At 63.8% G+C, this 19,400-nt stretch carries 17 protein-coding genes; 6 read left to right on the top strand and 11 right to left on the bottom strand.

The annotated features are described in order from the left end of the window. Positions 1–6 precede the first annotated feature (6 nt). From AC6H4Z_RS06460 to AC6H4Z_RS06440, 5 genes are read right to left on the bottom strand one after another with little or no spacing between them, the layout of a single operon-like run. On the bottom strand, positions 7–255 hold the full coding sequence (locus AC6H4Z_RS06460) for a GlsB/YeaQ/YmgE family stress response membrane protein (protein ID WP_497545923.1): 249 nt from the start codon (positions 253–255) through the stop codon (positions 7–9). Positions 256–279: 24 nt separating this feature from the next. Then, the gene (locus AC6H4Z_RS06455; RefSeq protein ID WP_497545922.1) at positions 280–1,221 is read right to left on the bottom strand and encodes an alpha/beta fold hydrolase; all 942 of its coding nucleotides are present in this window, start codon (positions 1,219–1,221) and stop codon (positions 280–282) included. After that, on the bottom strand, positions 1,218–2,282 hold the full coding sequence (locus AC6H4Z_RS06450; RefSeq protein ID WP_497545921.1) for a calponin homology domain-containing protein: 1,065 nt from the start codon (positions 2,280–2,282) through the stop codon (positions 1,218–1,220). The genes AC6H4Z_RS06455 and AC6H4Z_RS06450 overlap by 4 nt, the downstream gene beginning before the upstream one ends. 7 nt (positions 2,283–2,289) lie before the next feature. Further along, positions 2,290–2,703 carry a hypothetical protein gene (locus tag AC6H4Z_RS06445; RefSeq protein ID WP_497545920.1) on the bottom strand — a complete coding sequence of 138 codons (414 nt, stop codon included), beginning with the start codon at positions 2,701–2,703 and terminating at the stop codon, positions 2,290–2,292. Beyond that, complete coding sequence (locus AC6H4Z_RS06440) at positions 2,700–4,514, bottom strand: M20/M25/M40 family metallo-hydrolase (RefSeq protein WP_497545919.1); 1,815 nt, start codon at positions 4,512–4,514, stop codon at positions 2,700–2,702. Before AC6H4Z_RS06440 ends, AC6H4Z_RS06445 begins: the two co-directional genes overlap by 4 nt. Before the next feature lie 98 nt (positions 4,515–4,612). Here AC6H4Z_RS06440 and AC6H4Z_RS06435 point away from each other — a divergent pair, with 98 nt between their 5' ends. The 5 genes from AC6H4Z_RS06435 to AC6H4Z_RS06415 all read left to right on the top strand — a co-directional run bounded on the left by AC6H4Z_RS06435 (position 4,613) and on the right by AC6H4Z_RS06415 (position 9,460). Then, positions 4,613–5,722, top strand: coding sequence for a sensor histidine kinase (locus AC6H4Z_RS06435; protein ID WP_497545918.1), 1,110 nt, complete (start codon positions 4,613–4,615; stop codon positions 5,720–5,722). Then, positions 5,719–6,471 (top strand): LytR/AlgR family response regulator transcription factor, encoded by a 753-nt coding sequence (locus AC6H4Z_RS06430; RefSeq protein WP_497545917.1) that lies wholly within the window; start codon positions 5,719–5,721, stop codon positions 6,469–6,471. Before AC6H4Z_RS06435 ends, AC6H4Z_RS06430 begins: the two co-directional genes overlap by 4 nt. Before the next feature lie 88 nt (positions 6,472–6,559). Then, on the top strand, positions 6,560–8,074 hold the full coding sequence (locus AC6H4Z_RS06425; protein ID WP_497545916.1) for an MBL fold metallo-hydrolase: 1,515 nt from the start codon (positions 6,560–6,562) through the stop codon (positions 8,072–8,074). Between the two features lie 69 nt (positions 8,075–8,143). Further along, positions 8,144–8,536, top strand: a complete 393-nt coding sequence (locus AC6H4Z_RS06420) for a DUF8785 domain-containing protein (protein WP_497545915.1) — start codon at positions 8,144–8,146, stop codon at positions 8,534–8,536. A 3-nt stretch (positions 8,537–8,539) separates the two neighbouring features. Continuing rightward, positions 8,540–9,460 carry an MBL fold metallo-hydrolase gene (locus AC6H4Z_RS06415; protein ID WP_497545914.1) on the top strand — a complete coding sequence of 307 codons (921 nt, stop codon included), beginning with the start codon at positions 8,540–8,542 and terminating at the stop codon, positions 9,458–9,460. Positions 9,461–9,571: 111 nt separating this feature from the next. Here AC6H4Z_RS06415 and AC6H4Z_RS06410 read toward each other — a convergent pair whose 3' ends face one another. Continuing rightward, positions 9,572–10,360, bottom strand: coding sequence for a PEP-CTERM sorting domain-containing protein (locus AC6H4Z_RS06410; RefSeq protein WP_497545913.1), 789 nt, complete (start codon positions 10,358–10,360; stop codon positions 9,572–9,574). A gap of 582 nt (positions 10,361–10,942) precedes the next feature. Here AC6H4Z_RS06410 and AC6H4Z_RS06405 point away from each other — a divergent pair. After that, positions 10,943–11,464, top strand: a complete 522-nt coding sequence (locus AC6H4Z_RS06405) for a DinB family protein (RefSeq protein ID WP_497545912.1) — start codon at positions 10,943–10,945, stop codon at positions 11,462–11,464. A 76-nt stretch (positions 11,465–11,540) separates the two neighbouring features. On the opposite strand, the gene AC6H4Z_RS06400 is transcribed toward AC6H4Z_RS06405, so the two are convergent. From AC6H4Z_RS06400 to AC6H4Z_RS06380, 5 genes are all read right to left on the bottom strand, one after another. Continuing rightward, the gene (locus AC6H4Z_RS06400; RefSeq protein WP_497545911.1) at positions 11,541–13,877 is read right to left on the bottom strand and encodes a protein kinase domain-containing protein; all 2,337 of its coding nucleotides are present in this window, start codon (positions 13,875–13,877) and stop codon (positions 11,541–11,543) included. Positions 13,878–13,879: 2 nt separating this feature from the next. Then, entirely contained in the window at positions 13,880–15,892 is a 2,013-nt protein-coding gene (locus AC6H4Z_RS06395) for an ATP-binding protein (protein ID WP_497545910.1), read from the bottom strand. A gap of 102 nt (positions 15,893–15,994) precedes the next feature. Next, the gene (locus AC6H4Z_RS06390) at positions 15,995–17,542 is read right to left on the bottom strand and encodes a cyanophycinase (protein WP_497545909.1); all 1,548 of its coding nucleotides are present in this window, start codon (positions 17,540–17,542) and stop codon (positions 15,995–15,997) included. Positions 17,543–17,575: 33 nt separating this feature from the next. Then, positions 17,576–19,048 carry an ATP-binding protein gene (locus AC6H4Z_RS06385; RefSeq protein WP_497545908.1) on the bottom strand — a complete coding sequence of 491 codons (1,473 nt, stop codon included), beginning with the start codon at positions 19,046–19,048 and terminating at the stop codon, positions 17,576–17,578. Positions 19,049–19,190: 142 nt separating this feature from the next. Further along, positions 19,191–19,400, bottom strand: a complete 210-nt coding sequence (locus tag AC6H4Z_RS06380; protein WP_497545907.1) for a hypothetical protein — start codon at positions 19,398–19,400, stop codon at positions 19,191–19,193.

Below are 19,400 nucleotides of genomic sequence, written 5' to 3'. Positions count from 1 at the left end.
TGAAGATTACGCGGCTCCTCGGCTCGACTTGATCCAGCGCACAATCCAAATGAGAAGTACCGCACCAAACGTCGAGACGAGAATCGACCCGATGATGCCGTACGCGCCAATGCCGACAATGCCGAGCACGAAGCGACCGAAGATTCCACCCACCAATCCGAGAGCCAGATCCATGAGGATACCGTAACCGGCATCGTTCATGATCTTTCCTGCGAAGAAGCCTGCGACGATTCCGACGATGATGGCGACGAGCATGGAGATGATCTCGGTAAAGGGTCGCTAGTTAGCCAGGAACTTCTCGACCACCGGCCACACCAACTCAGGACGTTCCGCGTACGCGAAGTGGGCGGCCCGTGGCACCTTGACCAATCGGGCGTTCGGCATCGACGTCACCCACTCTTCGACGAGATCCATCGGAATGCTCTCCTCCTCGCCGTGCACCACCAGCAGGGGCACCGTGAGCGTACGGAGTTGCGGCCGAAGATCCCAGTCACCGTACGAATTCATGATCACACGGTTTCCGATTCGGCTTCCGTACCGAATTCCGTTCGGATCCGTGGCGCACAGGTCCGACTTGACCAGCGGCAGAGTCTTGTCGGGCTCGGCAAGCCGGGGACGCATCCCAATGGCCCACTGCTCCTTACACGCCTGCCGAATCTCGGCCTCGGTCGCCGCCGGGTTGGTCGCGCGCCGCGACGCGGCCGACTGGGTCGCCCGCTGAGCGCTGTCCAACCGACCGTTGATGCTCTGGCCATACCGCCGCGAAAACTCGCCGCGCCGCGGCGGGACGGGTCCGAAGAACACCATCCGCTTCACGTTCGCGGGGTGCGCGATCGCGTACGACGCCGCCAGCAGCGGCCCATACGAATGGGCGACGAGCGTCACCTTGGCGAGCTTGAAGTGCCGCCGCAATTCGTCGAGATCCTGGACCTGCCGCGCCGCAACGAGCGTCGCGGTGTCCGTGGGCAGCGTCGACTTCCCGCCGCCACGCTGATCGTAGAAAATCACGGTGTGCTTGTCGGCGAGCACGGCGAAGTCGTTGGCGATCGACTCCTGATCCATCCCTGGGCCGCCGTGGATGGCGATGATCGTGTCCGCCGCGTGTCCCATGATTCGGTAGTACAGCCGAGCGGAATCGGACATGGCGACGTACCCAGTCTGCGCGCTGGCTGCTGCAGCGTACAGGAGGCCGATCGACAACCATCGCGCGTGACGCATCATTTCCCGTGCTCCGTGTCTTTGCGCATCCGCTCGAATGACGCGTTCACATCGTCCGGCAGTAGCAGCGAATCGGAAATGCCCGCGATCTCCTCGGCCTCACGCCACGCGCGTTCGAGCTCGGCCAGCTCACCCTGAATCGCGCGACGCTCCGCCTCTTCGTGCAACACCATCTCGAACGCGAGCCGATGGTGCTGCGGCAGCGCAAACAAACCCTTTTGCTGATAGCCTCGCGACGACTGCCGACTCCAGGGCCAACGTTCGCTCCCTTCGGCGGCCCGCGGCAACGTGTCTCCGATTTCGGCCAGCCGCGCCAGATAGCCTTCCGGTCCGCCCGTCTGTTCAATTTCTCTAACAGCCGCCGAGACCGTCGCCTTGCCGCCGCCGAATCGATTCAGCTTGGGAACGACGATCGCCGCAATCCGCTCCGCCTCACGGCCGACGAACGTCGCCTTCCCGTTCTTGAACCGCAAGTTGAGTGCAAGCGAACCATCATCCGCGCGCGTCAACGAGGATTCAGAGAGGTGACGACGCTTGACTTGGATCACCTGACCGCTGTCGCTGCGAACCTTCGCGACGACCGAATCCGGATCGCCCATGATGATGCTGTTCCCCGATCGAGCGAGGAGCCAACCGAATCCGCCGATACCGACGCCGGCCACTGCGCCAGCGCCCACGACGGCGCCGAGCGCGAGAATGCCGCCACCAGCAAAGAGTAGCTGTCGCCGGCGGCGACGGCCGAACTGGTCGCCATAGCGCCATGCGGCAAACTCCGGACGGAGCGGCTCGCCAATGCGCACGAGCGTCGTTCCATCACGGAGTTTGGATAACCCGATGTTGTCCGTCGCGACGCGTTGCCGACTGTCGCGATAGTGCTTTTCCGCCTGTTCGATCGCCTCCCACCGCTCATCGAGCGGCGAAAGATTCCACCGCTCACAGTGAGGACACACCACCCACAACCGTCCCTTGGCTGCGTCGAACGCGAGACGCTTGCCTACCGGAAAACTTTCTAGCGCTTCGTTACTGCCGAGCGCCTTGTTGCAGAACAGACAGGTGGCGTACATCGCCCCCTCATGGTTTGACGACGACCGTCACTTTGGCTTCTGGTCTCACGTCTTTGCGAACCTTCGACCACTGGCCGCCCGGAAAACGGATGACGAGCTGCGTGGTGCCAACCTTTTCGCCCGTCACCTTGAACGGGGCAGCGCTCGCCGATTGCCCCGGCGGAATCGAAAAATCGAAACCGTCCAGACGGCCGAGTAGCTTGCCGGCCGAGTCGAGAACGATCGCCGTCAGCTTGCTCAGTGCCATCGACTCGCCAACGCGCACCGTGATCGTCGTCGGTTCGACCCGAAGGGTGCTCGCCTTCAATGCCACGGCAGGCAGATCGTTCGTGGCGATTGCCTTCGTCGTCGCGCCGCCCTGCGCGAACGCCGCTCCCGACAACGTCATGAGCAACATTGGCAATACGACGACTCGCATCATGGTGTCACCGTACGGGGCCGGGCCGGTTTGGTTCCATTCATCCGCGGACGGGGGCCGTTGGCCACGTCGATCATGATGTCGTGAATGTAGTTCGCGATCCGCGCGTAGTGCGGATAGTCGATGAACTCGGCTTCGTCCGTCGACTGGTGGTAGTCGCCGTGGAGACCGGTAAAGAAGAACGCGATCGGAACGCCCTGCAGCGCGTAGTTGTAGTGGTCGCTACGGCCGTAGATGTTGTTGTACCCCGACCACGTGATCGTCGTGTCGTACTTGTAGTCGAGCTGCAGCGGCTTGCCCTGCTTCTTGTTCACATTGGCCACCGTCTCGCCAAGATCCTTCGAGTCGAAGTACGAGCCGACGACGCCGAGGTAATCGGGGCCACCGCCCGGCAAGTCCTCCGCGCGACCGCGGCCGATCATGTCGATGTTGATCTGCGCAACCACTGAATCCATTGGGACGGTCGGATTCTTCGTGAAGTAGCGCGACCCAATCAGTCCGGCCTCTTCACCGGTGTGCCACACGAACAGAATCGAACGCTTCGGCTTGACCTTCATCGCCTGAATCGCTTCGGCAATCTCGAGCACGCCCATCGAGCCGGAGCCATCGTCGTCGGCGCCGTTGCGAATAGAATCGAGGCGCACCTTCGGATAGATCTTTCGAATACTGTCCATGTTCACGTGGATCGACCCGAGCTGTTCCGGGGTGAGCGCGATCATGTTGTTGGCGAGCAGCATCTTGTTGCGGGCGTCGTTGAACGCCTTGAGAGAATCGTGATCGACGGGTGCGCCACCCATACCGACGTGGTCGTTGTGCGCGCCGATCGCGACGTATTCGTTCTTCAGCACCGGATCGCTTCCCGGAATCACCGCGACGACGTTTCGCGCCCACTCGCTCGGGAGTTCGACGAAGTCGAGTGACGCCGTGACCTTGCCGCCCGTCGCACCGAGAGTGAGGCCGCTGAGCGGACGGCCGAAGAGCTGCGTCGCCGCCGCGCGTGTCAGACGGATGTTCGCCTGCGGCAGCAGCTGCGCGAGCTGCTGTCGCGCCATGGTCAGCGAGTCAGGCGGCGGCCCAGCATTTCCGCCACGGCCGCCACGACCACCACCCGCCGCGGGCGGGGCGGTCTGCGACGCGACGGTCGGAATGTTGATCGCTGCGCGTGCGCTCGCGTTCAGTGTGTCGAGATTGATCGTCGCAACGGCAACAGCGTCGGCAAAGCGCGACGGCACCGGAGGGCCAAAGCCACCGCGACCGCCGCCGCGACCCGCATTCGCAGCAACAGGCGCCGCGGGAAGCAGCACAACGAACTTGCCCGCCGCTTGCGCCGCGGTGATCTGCTTGGTCGTGTCGCCGTCCGTGCCGCCAAAGATCACCTGCGCGGTGTCGATCGACCGCGGCGCACGCGCACCGGGAACAGCGACCCAGTCATGTTCCCACTTGAGCGGTGTTCCTTCGACCGTGAGCCGCGAATGGTCTGTGTATTTCTTGATGTGGAACGGCAGCACCTGGAAGTAGGTCCCGTTGTCGCCGGCGGGCAGCAAGCCAAGACGCTTGACCTCCGCGGCAATCATCGATGTTCCCTTATAGTTGCCAAGCCGGCCGACCTGACGCCCTTGCATCGAGTCGTCGGCAAATTGATACAGTCGAATTTGTAGATCGCGTGCCGTGATCGCGGCGGTGGTGGGCGCCGCCGAAACGCGCGCAGGATTGCCGTACTTGTTCAACTTCGCGCTGGCCTGCGCGTGCGCGAACCCTGGGATCGAGACGACAAGGGCTGACGCCGCGAGCGAAAGGGATGAGATGCGGGACATGAGGGCTCCGTAGGTGATGCGATGAATATCGACGCTGCCCTCGGCTCCGGCTAGCCGACGCTCGACGCCTGCCGCGCACTCCACCATCTTCTTTGTGGATGCCTGAACCCACGCTGGATCTCACACCGCAGCGCAATGGGCGCATCGGCCTGCGCGCGCTGCTGGCGCTGTGGACCGTGCCCGCCCTGCTGTCCACTCTCGAGACGGTGATGTTTGCCCGTCTCGCGCAACGGCCCATACCCGTATGGCGCGCCTTCGTTGCTGAGGCGCCGCAATGGTACGGATGGGTGGTGTTCACACCGGCAATCGTGTGGCTCGCGCGTCGCTTCCCTCTCCGGCGCCCTGTTCGTTTCACGAATCTGATCGTGCACGTGATTGGCAGCGTTGGTGCGGGATACCTCATCGCCGTCGCCGACGCCGTCGTGAACTCGTGGGTCCGGCCATCACGCTTGTCGCTGCTCGCCTCGACGACGAACTGGTTTCTGTCCGCGCTGCCAGCCACCACGCTCGCGTACTTCGCGATCATCGGTGCCACGTACGCTCTCGAAAGCGTTGCCGCGCTGCGCGAGCGTGAACGCCGCGCCGCCGAACTCGAAGCACAGTTGCGCGAAGCGCAACTCGGCGCGCTCCGCATGCAATTGCAGCCGCACTTCCTGTTCAACAGTCTCAACGCAATCATGGCGCTCGTTCGCGACCAGGACACAGCGAATGCGGTTCGCGCGCTCTCCCTCCTCAGTGACGTCCTTCGCGCCACAGTGAATGCCGGCGATTCGCACGAGACGACGCTGTCCCACGAGCTCGATTTCGTGGCGCGCTATCTCGAGATCGAGCGCGTGCGCTTCGGGGATCGACTCCGGGTGACGCTCGACGTTCCTGCGACGCTAAACGACGTACTCGTCCCTCGTTTCGTGCTACAGCCGTTCGTTGAGAATTCTCTCAAACACGGCGTTTTGCGGGAACGGGCAGGAAACGAGATTGTGGTCCATGCGCGAGTCGACGGCGGTGGCCTCATGCTCACCGTTCGCGACGACGGCCGTGGCCTGCCGCCGGACGGAGAATCGCTGCCTGGCGTAGGAATCGCCAACGCACGCGCACGACTCGAGCGAATGTACGGCTCGGCGGCGCGGCTGTCGGTACAAAACGTCGCCGGCGGCCCAGGCGCGGTCGTCGAAATCTCGCTTCCCCTCCGCACCGCCGGCGTCACGTGATCCGCGCATTGATCGCCGACGACGAAGCACTGTCGCGCCGCCTCGTCCATCAGTTGCTCGAGCGCCATGCCGACGTGACGATCGTTGCAGAGTGTGGCGACGGCGAATCGGCGAGACATGCGATCGACGCAGAGCAGCCGGACGTTGTCTTTCTCGATGTTCGTATGCCCGTCGAATCGGGGCTCGCCGTCGCACGCGCGCGCGACGCGAAGTCCGGTCCGCTCGTTGTATTCGTCACCGCGTACGACTCGTTCGCCCTCCCGGCGTTCGACACGGGTGCGGTCGATTACCTCACGAAGCCGCTCGCCGAGGAACGCTTCGACGCCGCGCTCGATCGCGTACGCGAGCAACTCCGTCTACGCCGGCATGCCGATCGATACGGAGTGATGGCCGAAGCGGACGGCGGCGCGTACGTGCCGCACCTCGTGTCACGGGTGGGCAACCGTGACGTGATCATTCCGCTCGACACGATCGACTACGTCGAAGCGGACGACGTCTACGCCGCGGTCGTGACGCGCTCGCGACGCCTTCTCGTTCGCACGCCGCTCGACACACTCGAGCGAACCCTCGATCCCGCTCAGTTCGCGCGCATCCATCGATCGTACATCGTCCGGCGTGATAGAGTGACGGAGATCCGGCGCGATCGGACAAACGGGCCGAGCGTCGTGATGGATGACGGCATCGAGCTCCCCGTCAGCCGCCGGCGGCGCGCGATTCTCGACACGCTCGTGCGACCGCTCACGACATAAATCCAACCGCCGGCAACAGTCGCGTTTCTTCGTCGTGGTCCCCGTGGCAACGTGAGTGAACACTCACGCCTTGCCTCCGAACCGCGATATGCTCACACACATTGTCACGCTGGCGCTGTCCCTCTCGCTCGGACCGCGCCTCCCCGCACCTCGACCGAATGCGCGCGCCCTCGTCGACAGTGCGATTGCCGCGATGCAACGGTCGGCCAACCTCCGCGACGCGCACTCCCTCCGCATGGTCGGAGTTCAGCACGAGTTCATGTTCGGCAACGCCGAGCGCGCAGAGGGACCGTGGCGCGTTGGCTATTCACAGTTTGTTGAACTTCGCGATCTCGACGGTCGGCGCCTGCGTCGCACGGAGCAGGGCGTAACGGCCGCCGGTACCAAGACCGCTGATCGCATCACCATCGTCGCCGACTCCGTCGTTGCGACGATCGCCGGGGGCCGGCAGAACGGATTGTCGCACGCTTTTTTTGAGGACATTATCGACCGGCTCGACGGAGCGCCCGATCGCGCCCTGCTCCTTGCAGCCGCCTCGCCCGCGCTGACGTACGACCGCACGGTTCAACACTTTGGTCTCACGTACGACGTCGTGTCGTTCCCGTGGCGCAACGGTCGGATGCGGCTGGAGCTGAGTCGCGAGACGCGCCTTCCCGACGCCGTCGAGATCGTGCGTCCGTACCCCGATAATTTTCGGTGGGCGCCGTTCGGCGATGTGACGATGCGAACCGACTACGTCGACTGGAACGTCACTCCATCTGGCGCGTACTGGCCGATGCAGCAGAAGACGTCGCTCAACGGTGAACCGCTGCGGGACGTCTCCCTCGCCTCGGTGTCGTTCGAAGCGTCCGCGGCGTCGCCTGATTCATTCACCGTTTCCGACTCCGCACGAGCGCAGTTCGCCGCCGCATCGAAGTTGAACTTCTCGCGCTTTCGACTCGGCATGCGCGGCCAGCCCACGGAACTCAAACCCGGCATCGTTCGCGTTCCTGATCAGTGGACGCAAACATTGGTGAAGCAACCCGACGGCGTCGTGATCTTCGAGGCACACATCAGTGCGCAATACCTGCACGACGTGATCGACGAAGCGCATCGTCGTTGGCCGAGCGCGCCGATCAAGGGCATCGTGATGAGCTCCGATCCGTGGGCGCATATCGGTGGTGTACGCGAGGCGATCGCGCTGGGCATCCCGATCTATGCGAACGCCCGCAGCATCCCGTTTCTAACGTCGATTGCCAAGGCACCACATACCATGGCCCCCGACTCACTCGCACGAGCCCCTCGCGCGCCGAAGTTCATTGCTGTGTCGCAGAAGGTCGTCATCGGCCGCGCCGAGAATCGGATCGAGCTCTATCCTGTCGGTGGAGCGTACGCGGAGCGAATGCTCATGGCGTATTTCCCGGATCACAAGCTCCTATACGGGGCTGACTTGGTATTCCCAAATCGTGGCGCTGATGGCAAGGTCGCGAAGGGCTTTCTCGAGACATCGGCGGTGGATCTACGTCGCGCCGTGGCCCGTGAGGGTCTGGTAGTGGAGTCGTTGTTCTGTGTTCAGCCGTACCCGATGATGGAATGGCGGGTGTTTGATGAGCCGGTGTTTTGAACGCCTCACGCCTCACGCCTCACGCCGCCCCCCTCACGGACCGTCGCCGTTTCGCCCTATCTTGATGGCATGCGTATCCCTACCATCGTTCGTCGGCGACCACTCCTGACGATCCTCGCACTCATCATCGTGCTTCCGTTCACCGCGTTCACGGTGTGGACGGCGATCGCGCTCAACTTCTCCTACTCCAACGGCGTCCGCGCCGGAATCTTGCAAAAATTCTCGAAACGCGGATGGGTGTGCAAAACATGGGAAGGTGAACTGCAGGTCACGGCCGTCCCAGGGGCTTCGCCGGAGAAATTCCTGTTTACGGTGCGATCGGATTCAGTCGCCGGCGCGCTCAACAAAGTCGCCGGACAGCACGTCGTGCTCGACTACCAGCAACATGTCGGCGTGCCCGGGTCCTGCTTCGGCGACACTCAGTACTACATCACCGGCGTCCACCTACTCGGCACCGAGTAGCCGGTGCGACGCGCGGTGATCGCGGGCGCAGCGCTTTCCGTCGCGATCGCGAGTTCGACGGGATTCAGTCGCGTACCGCTCGCACCTCCGCACACACGCGTGGTGATGCTGGGAACGGGCACCCCGAACGCCGACCCTGAGCGATCGGGTCCCGCGGTCGCCATCGTTGTTGGCGATGCCGTTTATCTCGTCGACGCAGGCGCTGGAATCGTGCGACGCGCCGCGCTCGCGATGCGACAGGATTCGATTCCCGCGCTGCGCAGTCCCAATCTGCGGCGCGTGTTCCTCACGCACCTGCACAGCGATCACACGGTGGGACTGCCCGACCTCATGCTCTCGCCGTGGGTCCTGGAACGAGCCTCGCCGCTCGAGGTGCGCGGACCACCGGGAACCGCGCGAATGGTCTCGCTCCTCTCGCAGGCCTACTCGGAAGACATCGAAGTGCGGTTGCACGGTGGCGAACCATCGAACAAGACCGGATACGCGTCGACCGGAATGGACGTAAAACCGGGTGAGGTCTATCGCGATTCGAACGTCGTCGTGACAGCGTTCGAAGTGCCGCATGGCAAATGGGAACACGCGTACGGATACATCTTCAAGACGCGCGACCGAACCATTGTCGTATCGGGCGACACGCATCCGTCGGACGCCATCGTGCGAGCATGCCAGCGATGCGATGTGCTGATTCACGAGGTCTATGATGCCGAAACGTTCAAGGGGCGTCCCCCTGCGTGGCAGACCTACCACGCCGCCTACCACACCTCGACCTACGAGCTTGCCGCGCTCGCCGCACGAGCGCGACCAAAGCTGCTCGTCATGTATCACCAGCTGTACTGGGGTGGAAACGACGAGTCCCTGCTGCGTGAGGTTCGCTCGCGATACGACGGGCCGGTAGCGTCTGGTCGGGATCTCGCCGTCTATTAGAAATCGCGAAACTCGTAGCACTAAAAAGAGATTCGGCCGCCCCGCGACCCCGAAGGAGCGCCTGGCGGCCGAAGCCCATTGCCCGTGGTGCCGGGTCGCGCGGAGTAACGACTACGCGCGGCGGCGCCGGCGGACGATTGGAATCATGGCGAGTAAGCCGGTTCCAAGCAGCACGATCGAACCGGGTTCTGGCGTCGCCGTCACCGGCGGCGTCTGACCACCGCGACCGCGGTCGTCGAAACCGTGATCGTCCGGGCGGTTGTCCGAGCCCGTCGTCGGGCTGCCGGCGAACGGCGACTCGCCGCCCTGCGGATGATCGTTGTTGAAGTACGAGGGTGGGGGACCCTGGGGCGACGGCGGATCGTAGTGCGGACCGTCGGGAGCGGTCGGCGTCGGGTTGGCTTGGCTGAAGCCCTGGTGATAGCCCTCGAACCCGAGACCGAACGACTGGGGGAAAACCTGGCTGAAGCCGTTGTACGCCGACGACCCGCCGCCGAACGCACCGCCGACATCGAGCAGGTTGCCAAGACCGACAGCCGACTGGCCGACGCCAATCGCATCGCCAATCATCTGCACAGAGCCGACATTCACCGTGTCGATGGCGCGCGCCGTTGCGCTCGAACCCGACGAGGGATCAGCGGCAGACGTGCTCCGCGGCTCGGTGAAGACGTTGTTGTGCGCGTTCCCGCCCTGCGGCGCCGTGGCGCTCAGCCACACGCCCGAGCCGGAAGACGAGTAGACCGGAACCAGTCCGCCCTCGGACGAGCCGGACTGCCAGCGGGAGCTCGACGACGCGCCGCGATTGGCCAGCGCTCGGCTGATCGAACCGCCGACGCCACCGCCAGCCGCTCCACCAACGCCATGTCCGTTGCCAGCCACGTTCGCGTTGGCGGACGTCATCGACAAGCCACCGGAGATGTGGGCAGACCCTGAGGCCAACCCAGAGGCATCTCGGAGCGCGAGTTGACCTGGCGTCTTTGGACTCCCCGAACATCCTGCGAGGAGAACCACACACGATCCTGCGCTAAGCAGTGCGTACAGCCGCATTGGATAGTAAAGGCAAAAGGTTCTGCGCCAGAAGCGTCGGCGCAGCGCACCCCAACGCAATCGAGGTGCCGATGGCCCCGAACTCTGGCACAACGCCCAATCCCTTAGCACGCAACCACTTACGCCATTATGAGCCCTTACGACTGTGAGGCTGATTCGGGCAGGTGTTGAGCGCTCGCAACACCCCTGTTGTGCTGTGCATCACACTCCCCGGTGATTTTCTCGCGCAACCCCAGTGTAACATTTTGGTCCATTTTTCCACGTCCCGCCCTTGCTCCGTCTCACGCGCCCCGGCCAGAGGTCAGCGAAGCCGGGCAGAGTTGCAAGGATTTCCCTTGGCCGCCCACCCCGGCTGGTGTCCGGGTTCGGCTTCAATAGGTTCGTACGACAAGCAAGCCCCACCCAAACGCACCACCGCCACCCCAAAGGCCGACCATGTTCCGACGACTCGCCGTACTCGTTTCGCTGTCCGCCGCTCCGGTCCTTGCCCAAGCCCCGGCCAACCCGAACGTGGCAAACGCTCGCATGCTTTGGGAGGATGTGAGCCGATACATCAGCCAATCGGCCGCCGACGCGCCGGAAGCGATGTACGCGTACAAACCGACGCCCGAAGTCCGAAGCTTCGGCGAGCTCCTCAGTCACGTTGCCGGTTCGGAAAAGATGTTCTGCGCAATGGCGCTCGGAGAAAAGCCGCCCGCAGAGGATGCTGTAGAAAAGGCCGCGAAGTCCAAGGCTGCGATCGTGGCCGCGCTCAAAGAAGCCACCACGTACTGCGCGCGTGCCTATAAGCAAACTGACAAAGCGACCGAACCGATGGTCGACGTTTTCGGGCAGCAGCGTTCGCGCCTGTACGTTCTCCTCGAGAACGCGACGCATGACAACGAGCACTATGGCAACATCGTGACGTACATGCGCCTGAACAAAATGGTGCCGCCGTCGAGCAAGCCGTCGAAATGAGATCGCAGGTCTGAGGTCTCTGGTCTAAGGGTGAGACCAGAGGCCTGCAGGGCTTTGATTTCTTAGATAGCGCGTACTACGGGAAATGCAGCCGCTCGTAGATCTCGACGAAACGCGGATTCTTTCGCAGCGGATCGAACCACGGCGTCACCTTGTAGTCGACGACGAGCGGATCGTGGCGATCGATCCCTCGTCGCACGGCGTCGATCGCCGCCGCGGTATCGCCGAGCGCCAGGAGAACACCCACTTCGACGGGCGGCAATTCAAAGTCGGTGCCGCGGACCTCATCGACGATCTTGCGGGCTTCGGCGGCGCGGCCTTGTCGCGCGGCAATCAACGCGTGCGTCAGCGGACGCACGGCGTCATCCGGTTTCGGATGGCGAACGAAGAGCGACTCGGCCGCCGCCGTCCGTCCGTCAGCCAGCAGCGCTTCGGTCAGCCACACTGCCCAGGTGCGGCTGGTCGAGTCCGCGCCGGCACTCTCACGAATCGATCTCGCAAAGTCGTGAGCGAAAAATGACACGCGGCTCTGACCCAACATCGCCAACTCGCGCGGAGTGGACTCGTACTTCGCAACGCTGTCGAGCAATTGGCGCGCTTCTGTGAACCGACCCATCGATCGCAGAAAGCGCGCGTACAAAACGTATGAAGATCCCGACGTATGGTTCAACGCGAGTGCTTCCTTGAATTCGCGTTCGGCGCCTGACCAGTCCCAGTTGTAGCGGAACAGCGACAAGCCGAGGGCTGCGTGTGCCGTCGAACTCTGCGGATCCAGTACGACTGCGCGCCGTGCCGCCTGACTGGCTCGCCGAAGCATCTCTCCGGGACTCACGCCGTGCGAGTCAGGCAGCCCCGCTTGATCGCGGAACACGGCAAGCGACTGGAATACTTCCGCCTGCAACGCAGGAATTTCGGCGAACGTTGCATCGAGCTGTTCGGCGCTATCGAGTAGCGCTGCGGTTGCCAGCGATCCAGTGCGCGTAGGAGAACCACGGCGAAACATCGACGCCGCGCGGAGCACCATGTCGTGCGCGAGCGGATTCGATGTGCGTCGATGCACGATCGTGTCTGTGCCCAGTCTTCCGCGAAGGCGTCCCACAATGGCTTTCGCGATTCGCTCCTGGACCTCGAACATCGCGCTCGCCGGCTCGTCGAAGTTGTCGTGCCAGACTTGGCTGTCGGCCTTCACATCGAAGAGTCGAGCCGTGACGCGCATCGTGTTCCCGGCTCGACGAACGCTTCCCTCGAGCAGCGTACTCACACGCAATCGCTCGCCGATCTGTCGCGCACTCCCGCCAGTCCCCGCAGCAAACGACGACGCGCGCGGCACCACGCGAATGCCGGGGACGTCGCCGAGTGCGTTTAGGAGTTCTTCCGCGATTCCGGCGCCGACGTAGGCGTCGCTCGTGTCCGCGCTTTCGTTCTGAAACGGAAGAATTGCTACCGACGGAAGCTCGTGGCTCGCCGCGGGCCGCGCGCGCACAACGAGAGCGAGCCCCGCGACGACGACGGAAACGCCGGCCACGACATAGACAAGCTTGCTACGCGCACTCGAGGGTGTGGCACCCACCGTCGCTCTCGCGCGCACGCCGGCGAGTCCATCAGCAAACTCTCGTGCGGTGGCAAACCGGTTGTCGGCGTCGCGCGCGAGTGCACGGCCAATGATCGCAACGAGATCTGCCGGAACCTTTCTGTCGAGCGGAATCGGCGGAATTCGCGCCTCGGAAACGCGGGCGAGCGTCGATGTGACTGTGGGCGCGGCAAAGGGCGCGACGCCCGCGAGCATTTCATAAAGCACGGCGCCAAGACTGAATACGTCGCTGCGTCCGTCGATGGCACGAACGCCGTCGACCTGTTCGGGCGACAGATAGGTCGGGGTTCCAAGGATGATGCCCGTGTGCGTCAGCCGATCGCCGCCTGCCTCGCCAACGGCATGCGCAATCCCGAAGTCGGTGACCACCGCGTGATCGTCGAGCAGCAGGATGTTCTCCGGCTTGATGTCGCGATGCACGACACCGCGGCGATGTGCGTGATCGAGCGCCGACGCAACGTCGATCGCGATGCCGAGCGCCTCGTCGAGTGCGAGCGGGCCGCGCGAAAGGCGCGCTCGCAGCGTATCTCCCTCGACGAACGGCATGATGAAGCAGAGTGGACCACCATCCACTGACTCCACCGAGTCGTACAGTGGCAGAATGTTCGGATGACTGAGGCTCGCGGCAATGCGTATCTCGCGACGAAAGCGCTCCACCCCAAGCGACGCCGCGAGTTCTGGTCGCAGCATCTTGAGGGCTACCCGCCGATCGTGCTTCTCGTCGCGCGCCAGATACACCGTTGCCATACCACCCTCGCCGATCGGACGCTCGATCGTGTACGCTCCGCCAAGCGCACGCACGAGTTCCGGCGAGATCGACACGATCAGCCTGTCACTACCGCTTCGCGATCGGCGCGCGTGCTCAGCGGAAGCTGTACCGTGAACGTCGACCCGACGCCCAGTGTGCTCTCGACAGTGAGGTCGCCGCCCATGGCTCGCGCGAGATCGCGACTGATCGCGAGGCCCAGCCCAACGCCGGAGTGCGTGCGCGTGTGCCCGTCGTCGACCTGCACGAAAGGTTCGAAGATCGCGCTCAGTCGATCCGCCGGAATTCCAACCCCGGAGTCGACGACGCGAATCGTTGCGCGCTCGTCATCGGACGACGCGTCCAGCCTGATGCTGCCACCGTCGCCCGTGAACTTGATGGCGTTGCCGACGAGGTTGACGAGAATCTGCTTGAGCCGGTGACGATCGGCGCGCACGGAGATGGAGACAGGCGGCGGGAGCAACGACAGTTCGATGTTCTTCTTTCCTGCCTGCGGCTCGACGAGCGGCGCCAACTCGGCGACGACGTCGTGGAGCGGTACGAGTTCTACCTCCATCCGAACACGGCCGGCTTCTAGTCGCGCGAAGTCGAGAATGTCGTCGATCAATCGTGCGAGATGTGTCTGACTGCGCTCGACGCGGCCTAGGATCTCCGACTGCTGATCGTTCACGGGCCCGTATAGCCCCGAGCGTACGAGCTGTGCGAAACCAAGTGCCGCTTGCAGAGGGGTTCGCAACTCGTGACTCATCGACGCGAGGAATGCGGCCTTGGCGCGATTCGCCGCCTCGGCCGCCGTCCGCGCTGCGCGCTCGGCGTCGAACAGTCGTGCGCGTTCGAATGCTTCCGCGGCGATACGTGACAGTGCCGCCATGAACGATCGGTCGACTGTCGACAGAATTCGACCTTGTCCAAAGGCGATGCTCAAGCCGCCAATGATTCGCCCATCGATTTCGATCGGGAATGCGGCGATCGCGTGGACGCGATCACGCTGAAACCTGTCGCCCAATTCCGGAAAGTTCGCTTCGAGCTCGCTCAGGGATTCCATGATGAGTGGTTTCCCCGTTTGCACCGCGACCGTGATCGGCCGCCTCTCGCTGAGGTCCATTGTGCTGCCCATCGCGACACTCGGCACATTGTTCGCGGCGAGGAAACGAAGCGTGTCCTTTCCCTCGAGCGTCGCGAGCGCGGCCGACCGCGCGTCGAGCGCGGCCATGGCGTGATCGATGATCAGGCCCGCGACTGCGTCGGCTGAGAGTGCGCCCCCGAACGCTTCGGTCGCGCCCTGCAATCGTTCGGCGCGTCGCTCTGATTCTTCGGCCGCAACGAGCGACACCTGAGCGTGCTCCATCGCCTGCTCGGCTTCGACCGCGGCGGCCTGCGCGGCGTCGGCCTGCGCTTCGAGCTCCACGGCTTGTTCCTGCAGGCGTTCGTTCGCGACTTCAAGTTCGTCGACCGCCTGCCGTCTGTCGTGGAGCGCGCGATCGAGATTCTGGTTCACGAGGAGGGCCAGCATGCCGGCGAGAAACGCTCCGATGACGATCACAAACGACGCGAGCTGCTCTGCGCTCGCCGCTTGGCGCTGGCGTACGGCGAGCAGCCGCTCCTCGTCGGCCTCGATGCGATCGAGTAGCGCGCGAATATCGCGCATCATCTGGCGCCCCGGTCCGGTCGGTCCCGTGGCCACGACTACATAGCCGGGTTGCTTCGCCGCAATCGTGACGGAATCGATGAACGCAAAACGCGCGTGCGTTCGTTCGGATAGCGTGTCGACGCGGCTTCGCTGCGAGCGATTGTCGGCGGTGAGATTGCGAAGTCGCTCGAGCAAACTGTCCGCGCGCGCGGCTGCCCCCACGGACGACTCGAGAATGGTGGTGTCTCGAGTGATGATGAATCCGCGCAACGACGATTCAGCGTCGAGCAGCGTGGTCAGCAGGCGACCAGACGCATCGAGCACATCGCGCGTGTGCACGACCCACTGACGGCTGGCTAACCCGCGTTGCAGGGCGCCGTATGACAGCACACCGCTGATCAACACGATCGCGGCAGGCGCGAACACAGTGAGGCGTCGCACCCACCGAGACCGACGACGACGGTACGGCATCATCCCACGGGAAGGCGTTTGATCGTGCAAAGATCCGACGGCGGCACCATTTCCCGAGGGCGCCGCCATCGGCTACTTACTCGAGCCGAGCAAGCGGTCGCCAATTCGGTCGGCGATCGCCTTCGCATCGGCGGCATCATCGTTCGTGAGAATGATGATCGTGGCGCGCTTGTCCGGGTAGCGGATGAACGCACTCTTTTTGCCACCCGTGGCACCGAAGGCCGAGAGTCTGGCGGTTCCGTGCTGTGTATCGGCCTGCCAGCCGCGCGAATAGTCGACCCCTCGCTGCCCGTTGGCATCGGCGCGAGTGGTGTCTCGCACGTATGTTCGCGGATTCTCGAGACCGAGCGCGAGACGATAGAGCTCATCGACATTGGACAGCACTCCGCCGTCGGCGGTGGCCGACGTCTTGTGCATGCCAATCGGCGTGGAGACCTGACGCGTAACGCAGTTCTGGAACGGCGTATTGTTGTTCGCCGCGGCCCCACGTCCGCCGCGCCCCGCACTGTCGGGCGCACCGGCGCCACCGCGACCCGCGCGCGGCTCGGGAAGCTGCGCGCACAGCGCCTTGAATACCTCGCCGATGTCACCGATAGCAAACTGCGGCACAGTCGTCGTGTGCATGTACTTCGCCTGCGCGGGAATACCAAAACCCTGATCGACGAACACGGAACCGTTCTGCGCGACGAGAACCGTCGCACCGCCTGCCGAGGCGTCAGCGTACTTCTTGAACAGAGAGTCGATGAAGGCACGCTTGACCGGCGAGTCGTCAGCCGCACGACGCATCACGCGGCGCGTTGCGAGATTGTATCGGTCGCCGGGATGAAGCGTGAGGAACGGACGCCCGACGTCGGTGGGGTCGCCGCCGCCGTAGACAAACGCCTTGTTGCGTCCAACGATCGTTGCCGTGTCGCCGCGCACGACCCACGCCGTGCCCTCGTCCTCGGAAATGGCGAGGAGCTTGGGATACTTCGGCATGATGGAGTCTGCGAGGTCGGGCAGTCGTTCGCGTGCGACCACGTGCTGGTCGATGCCAACGTTCCGGAGGAAGGCAAAGCCTTTTTGATACCCCGGATAGTCCATGATGAAATTGTTATTCGACGGCGCGCCGCGCACGAGGAAGTCGCCGATGATCGACGCACCGGCCGATGAACCGCCAATCACGCCGCCGCGAGCGAGTACGTCGTGGAATCCCTTTTCCGACTTCGTGCCAGCATACGAGTCGACGAGATGGAACTGACGACCACCTTCGAACCACACGCCGCCTGCTTTCGCGAGAATCGTCGCGAAGCTGTCTGAGTCAGCCAGCTTCCGGTCTGTGGTGTGGAGGACGTAGACATTCTTGGCGCCCGCCGCTTTCCATCCACGTACGCCCGGAGCATCCTGGGTATACACGGAATCGCCGCCGGCAGTGGGCACGTCGATGATCAGCGCATTGGGCCCACCGGCCGCCTCGATGAAACGCGAGTAGAGCTCCGGTCCCATCGACCCGCCTCCGACGACGATGACCGTCCCGTTAGGCGGACCGACCTTGGGCGCGGCGGCTCCACGAGCGCCCTGCGCGAACATGAGCGACGGCGCGACGAGGGCGCCAACTACGAGGCAACGAGTGACCGACATGAGCTCCTCGACCGGGTGATATCGGTCAAAAAGCTACCGAGCGAGACGCGGAAGAGCGAGCGTGAACGTCGATCCCACCCCAGGCGTGCTTTCCACCGTGAGATCTCCGTTCATACCTCGCGCTAACTCGCGAGCAATCGCCAGTCCAAGGCCAATGCCGTCGCTGGTTCGGGCGTACCCCGTGTCCACCTGAACGAAGGGTTCGAAAATCGTCGCCACACGATCGATGGGAATTCCCACGCCCGTGTCGCGAACGTGGACGTAGACCCGAGCGTCGTCGCACGAGCAGTCGACGTCGATCGAGCCGCCGTCGCGCGTGAACTTCGTGGCGTTGGCCAGGAGGTTGAACACGATTTGCTGGAACTTGTCTCTGTCGGCGCGCACCATGAGCGCCGGGTCGCCGGCATGGGCGAAATGCAGTCCCTTTGCAGTCATTCTCGGGACGGCAAACTGTTCGGCCGCTTTGAGCACTTGAAACACAACGACGTCCGCCAGGTCGAAGCGCAGGGCGCCCGTCTCCAGCTTGGAGTAGTCCAGAACCTGGTTGATCAGGTCGAGCAGCCGATGCTGGTTGCGTTGAATTCGCTCGAGCGAATCGTGCTGATCGTCGCTCACCGGGCCAAGAATGCCCATCTCGAGCAACTCGGTATAGCCGCCGATCGCGTTGAGAGGCGTGCGAAGCTCATGACTCATCACCGCGAGGAACTGACTCCTCGCACGATTCGCGACCTCGGCGGCAGCGCGCGCGTTCTTGGCCGCAATGGTCGTTCGTCGGAGGCGCCGCTCGAGGTCACGTCGGTGTGCGAGCTCCGTCTCGAGCGCCTGCGCGCGCTGCTGGAGCAACACCACCTCGACGCGCCGCCGCGCGGCATCGTGCTGGCTGAATCGTTCGGTCGGCGTAACCCGGGCGTGCTGTCGGCAAACAGCGGCGATACCGTCGGCGTGTTTCGTCGCTGCGAAACCTCGAATGGCGTACGCGCAGAGGAGGGAAAAATCGTGCTGCACGGCGCGCTCGTTCCACAGCTCCTCGAGCCGGAGCGCGGCCTTTGCGTTCTTGTCGTTCCACAGGATGTCGACCATCTCGCCGTAGACGCGAAGCCGTGGCGCTTTTCCGTCCGAGGCGCGAGGAACGTTTTGCAGAATGGCTCGGAACACGAGATCGAGCCGCTCGACGTTCGGGACGCCGTCAACGAGGAACGTCGCCAGGGTCTCGTGTGCGTCGTAGAAAGCGATTTGCCGACTCCCGAGCGCCGCAGCGATGTCGAGACCCTCCGCGCGCAGCGCCTCAGTCACGCCGTCTAGGTGCGCCTTGGTCGCGACGATGACGATTGCGTCTCCTCGCGCGAATCCGTCGAGGACGTACCGAGTGATTGCCCCCACGAGGAAGGCGTCGCTCTCGTAGAACTGTACGGCATGGTCGTGCGATACCGAGGCCGTCGGCCTTTTGGCGGCCGGCCTGGTTCGCGATCGGTCGCGACCCGATTGAGCGTCCGTGCTCTGACGCATGTGTAGCCCTTGAGCGGGGCCTGGAAGTGTGGGAGGAGTGGGCTTCGAGCGAATGGGGTCTGGACGAACTCTGGCGGCTGAGCCGTCGCAAGGGCCCCGAAGGGCCCGACGCGACGGCTCAGCTCGTCACTGCTTCTTCCTGCTACGCCACTGCGGCTGGCGCAAATCCTTCACAGCTGCTGATCGGAGTCACCTTCAGGTGTAGCGGGGCGTGACGCGGATGTCCGCATTCGTCGACGAGCGTTTCAGGCCCTTCCTGCGACCGTCGAATGGCGACGAGCTTGTCATCCCGCTGGTGCGATTCGCCAAAATGGGTACAGAGACCGCACTGACCGTCTTGCAAGTGCTGCAT

The organism is Leucogemmata humicola (genome assembly GCF_055379415.1).
The sequence above is the reverse complement of the archived record's forward strand: the minus strand, read 5'-3'. Positions and strand labels throughout refer to the sequence as shown.

Coding starts and splice junctions, on each gene's coding strand:
- AC6H4Z_RS06385 (WP_497545908.1), bottom strand. CDS start 19,048: ATGCGTCAGAGCACGGACGCTCAATCGGGTCGCGACCGATCGCGAACC.
- AC6H4Z_RS06410 (WP_497545913.1), bottom strand. CDS start 10,360: ATGACGTCCGCCAACGCGAACGTGGCTGGCAACGGACATGGCGTTGGT.
- AC6H4Z_RS06380 (WP_497545907.1), bottom strand. CDS start 19,400: ATGCAGCACTTGCAAGACGGTCAGTGCGGTCTCTGTACCCATTTTGGC.
- AC6H4Z_RS06425 (WP_497545916.1), top strand. CDS start 6,560: ATGCTCACACACATTGTCACGCTGGCGCTGTCCCTCTCGCTCGGACCG.
- AC6H4Z_RS06405 (WP_497545912.1), top strand. CDS start 10,943: ATGTTCCGACGACTCGCCGTACTCGTTTCGCTGTCCGCCGCTCCGGTC.
- AC6H4Z_RS06390 (WP_497545909.1), bottom strand. CDS start 17,542: ATGTCGGTCACTCGTTGCCTCGTAGTTGGCGCCCTCGTCGCGCCGTCG.
- AC6H4Z_RS06420 (WP_497545915.1), top strand. CDS start 8,144: ATGCGTATCCCTACCATCGTTCGTCGGCGACCACTCCTGACGATCCTC.
- AC6H4Z_RS06455 (WP_497545922.1), bottom strand. CDS start 1,221: ATGATGCGTCACGCGCGATGGTTGTCGATCGGCCTCCTGTACGCTGCA.
- AC6H4Z_RS06460 (WP_497545923.1), bottom strand. CDS start 255: ATGCTCGTCGCCATCATCGTCGGAATCGTCGCAGGCTTCTTCGCAGGA.
- AC6H4Z_RS06440 (WP_497545919.1), bottom strand. CDS start 4,514: ATGTCCCGCATCTCATCCCTTTCGCTCGCGGCGTCAGCCCTTGTCGTC.
- AC6H4Z_RS06450 (WP_497545921.1), bottom strand. CDS start 2,282: ATGTACGCCACCTGTCTGTTCTGCAACAAGGCGCTCGGCAGTAACGAA.
- AC6H4Z_RS06435 (WP_497545918.1), top strand. CDS start 4,613: ATGCCTGAACCCACGCTGGATCTCACACCGCAGCGCAATGGGCGCATC.
- AC6H4Z_RS06445 (WP_497545920.1), bottom strand. CDS start 2,703: ATGATGCGAGTCGTCGTATTGCCAATGTTGCTCATGACGTTGTCGGGA.